The sequence below is a fragment of the Sporosarcina koreensis genome (assembly GCF_001531445.1).
GTDB lineage: Bacteria > Bacillota > Bacilli > Bacillales_A > Planococcaceae > Sporosarcina > Sporosarcina koreensis_C.
Genome location: NZ_LQYA01000191.1, coordinates 28,885 through 32,548, shown reverse-complemented (window position 1 = coordinate 32,548; position 3,664 = coordinate 28,885). Strand labels below are relative to the sequence as shown.

At 43.4% G+C, this 3,664-nt stretch carries 3 protein-coding genes; all 3 read left to right on the top strand.

Translation table 11 applies throughout. The features are described 5' to 3' along the window. Positions 1–474: substrate-binding domain-containing protein (locus tag AWV70_RS17065; RefSeq protein ID WP_201024391.1), on the top strand; the 474-nt coding region annotated here is incomplete at its 5' end. Positions 475–555: 81 nt separating this feature from the next. After that, a complete protein-coding gene (locus AWV70_RS17060; RefSeq protein WP_060209657.1) occupies positions 556–2,973 on the top strand; it encodes a hypothetical protein in 2,418 nt (805 codons plus the stop codon). After that, a partial coding sequence (locus tag AWV70_RS17055; protein WP_235588728.1) for an ABC transporter ATP-binding protein occupies positions 2,970–3,664 on the top strand: 695 nt, incomplete at its 3' end. The genes AWV70_RS17060 and AWV70_RS17055, both read left to right, overlap by 4 nt.

Sequence of the window (3,664 nt, the reverse complement as noted above, 5' to 3'; positions counted from 1 at the left end):
GAGGCCCACGTTGGAATTGTTCGGGGACAGGTAGACTGGAAGAGTAGGAAATCGTATTTGTTCAGGGACCGCCTCTATTTGGTCGATCAGGAAATAACTTCGATCGATGAATTGATGGAAACGGAGCGGCCTTTCATTCAGTTTAAAAGCGACTCCAATTATTACATGGAAATCCAGCGATGGTGGCAGCGTCATTTTTCTCAGTATCCGAGAAGGCAAATTACCGTCGATCAGATTGAGACATGCAAGCAACTGGCATTGAATGGAATCGGTTATGCGATTTTGCCGTCCATCACGTTGGCAGGAGATGAGAAAGTGAATAAAATTCCTTTGCTCAATAGCGAAGAGGAATTCGAATTGACGAGAGACACATGGCTGATCGGTTATGATTCCACTTTTGAACTGAAACAAGTGAGTGCTTTTACTGAGGTATTAAACGCACATGCCGAAAAATTAAGAAAAGAATTGAAGTGAAGGGAACTTTCCTAATTTTGCTACGTACTAATTAGGAAAGGTATACAGAATATTGGCGGTGTCCAATTGGGGGAATCAAACATGTTGAAGAAACAGTGGGGAATCATGCTCGCCATGTTCGTTTTTTGCTTATTCATGCCGGCGATCCATGCTTCTGCCGCGCCTGAGCTGAAAGTGAAGGTGACTGCGGGCTTTGACGGAAAAGCAAAATTCGGCAAAGGAGCGCCGATCACGGTCGAAATTGAAAATAACGGCACATCTGCATTTACTGGCGATATGATCATCGACACACAGCAGTCATATGAATCCGGTATAGGAGAAGTTTTTCCGCTGGACATCCAGGCGGGAGAAACAAAAACCGTAACATTCATCAATCAAAAAATGTTCGATTTCAATATGTATGGGATGAATGCGAAATCCATCTTCTTTTATGAAGGAGGATGGAAAAAAGGCAAGGAGATCGATCATAAAGGGACCCAGCAAATCACAGTCGCGATGTATCATGACGATACGAAAATCCTGACTGCTTTCACTGACAACATCGACCGTTTGTCAGCGTTGAAAGGGATGCGCCTAACCAACTATCCTAGCACCCAAATGATAGATGCTTCAAAAATTGCAGCATTGAAGTTTCCGGAAGAGGCTGCCGGATGGGGACCGACGGATATGATCATCGTGGATGAATATCCAATTGCAGACATGACGGCGGCTGAACAACAAGCGATAATGGAATGGGTGCGCACCGGTGGCATCATCATTTTTGGCGGCTCTGACCATCTAGCGGCGGAATCTGGACTATTTGCAGACCACTTGCCATTGTCGCTAAACGGAAAGAAGACTATTGGGCCGGAAGTATTTAATGAATGGACGTCTAGAGACGATTTCGATAAGGAAGTTACGGTAGCAGCAGCTACTTTAAACCCCGATTCGAAAGTCATTTTTTCCAAAGATGCGGATATTCTAGCTGCTTCCAAATCGCTCGGCAAGGGGCTTGTTTTACAAACAGCTTTCTCGGTAGGAGATGAACCTTTTTCTAAAATGCATGGAGCTGCAGCGGTTTGGAAAAACTTGCTTGATACAGCAAACCAATCAGTTGTTGCGGGCGGTGTGATGCCCTATTACAATGACCCGATGGAATCATTGCGTTGGACAATTGGGAATTCAAATGAACTTTTTCCTTCTTTTAAAGTATCTGCGCCATTTTTATTCGGCGTAATCATTTTCTATATCATTATTATCATCCCAGTCTTATATATCGTATTAAAACGGAAAGACAAGCGTGAACATGCATGGTGGATTATTCCATCGATTTCTGTTGCTGTCTCCGTCTTCATTTTCGCTTATGGGGCGCGTGATCGGATCGGACAGGCGCAACTACAGCAAACATCAGTATTCGATGTGGAACAGGACGGAAGGTTGACCGGCTATTTCGTTGAATCAATATTGACGAACAAAGCGGGAGACTTTATTTTTTCAGCGCCGAAAGAGACGACAATGTCTACATACACCCCTTATTCCATGGGGTTGTTCGGACCTTCTTCAATGGGAGGCAATGCCCATAAGCGGGCGATTTTAGAAAGAAGCGCAACAGGTTCGAACTTGCATTTGCGTAATATTGGCTATTGGGATGTCGCAACAGTCTACGGGCAGACGACGTTAGATTCAATCGGAAATTTCGATATCGCTTTGACTGTGAAAGATAAGCAGCTGACAGGTGAAATTACAAATAATTTCCCATTCCCGGTAAAAGAGCTTGCGATCTGGTCCGGAACGAGTCGTATAAAAATCGGAGATCTAGGTCCAGGCGAGACGATGAAGGTGAATGAAACGTTGAAGACCTCTACATTGATCCGAAAACGTTCTTCCAATTCGATGTATATGGGACAAATGCCTGGTACATCAGATGATTTGATGAAAATGAGAAAAGACAGTCTCCTCACATTTTCAGGGGAGTTTATGAGCAACGATTCGAAGCCGGCGCTCATCGGCTACACAGATTCAAAGCTCGTACCGATTGAATTGGATAAGACCAAAGCTGCAACAGATTCCTTAACATTGCTATCACAATCGTTTACACCGAAAGTTGAATTTAGCGGCGACTTTACGGTTGATCCGGAAATGATGACAATGAGCCTGATCTCTGAAGCCAACAGCATTCAAGCCCATCAGCTTGGCAATGCTGCAAATATGTACTATTTTGACGAGGATACGTATATCCAAACATGGCAAATACCAGAGGATCTGATGCAAAAAGTGTCCATATGGAAGTCGATGGACATTACAAAAATTCAAAAACAGCTATACACACTACAAATTTGGAATGTCAAAACAAAAAGCTACGATCCACTTGAATCCGAAAGGAAATTGACGTTGGATTCCATTGAAGATTATATATCGGCAGATGGAAAAGTGACGTTTAAAATGGAGTTCATAAATAAGCAAAATGGGAATGAAGGGCAAGCGCCTGATATCAAGTTGCATGGCGAGGTGAAGAAATGATTGAGATTAAAGGTTTGACGAAGAAATACGGCCAATTTACCGCGCTAGATGAATTGAATTTAACGTTGGATGAAGGAACTGTCTTCGGTTTTGTTGGTGCGAACGGAGCCGGTAAATCTACGACCTTCCTTATCGTTTCCACGTTATTGCAGCCGACTTCAGGTGATGTTTTCATTGATGGGGTCAGTGTTCGGGAAAAGCCTGCTGATATCCGTAAACTGATCGGCTATATGCCGGATTTTTTCGGAGTATATGATCAGTTGAAGGCTGATGAATACCTCGATTTTTACGGCGCGAGCTACGGTATACCAGAAGAGGAAAGAAAGAAGCTTATTCCGCAGCTGCTGGAATTGGTGAATCTGTCGCATAAAAGATATTCATATGTCGACCTGCTATCCCGAGGGATGAAGCAAAGATTATGTTTGGCGAGATGTCTCATTCATGATCCGAAAGTGCTCATCTTGGACGAACCAGCGTCAGGATTGGACCCAAGAGCCCGAATTGAAATGCGTGACATTTTGAAGACGTTGAAAGGCATGGGAAAGACAATTTTGATATCTTCACATATTTTGCCTGAATTGGCGGAAATGTGTGATGAAATTGGAGTTATTGACAATGGTAAACTGATTGCACATGGTTCCGTTGCTGAAATTCAGAAGAAGCTGCAAGGTGAAAAAACGATAACTGTCCG

Coding starts and splice junctions, on each gene's coding strand:
- AWV70_RS17060 (WP_060209657.1), top strand. CDS start 556: ATGTTGAAGAAACAGTGGGGAATCATGCTCGCCATGTTCGTTTTTTGC.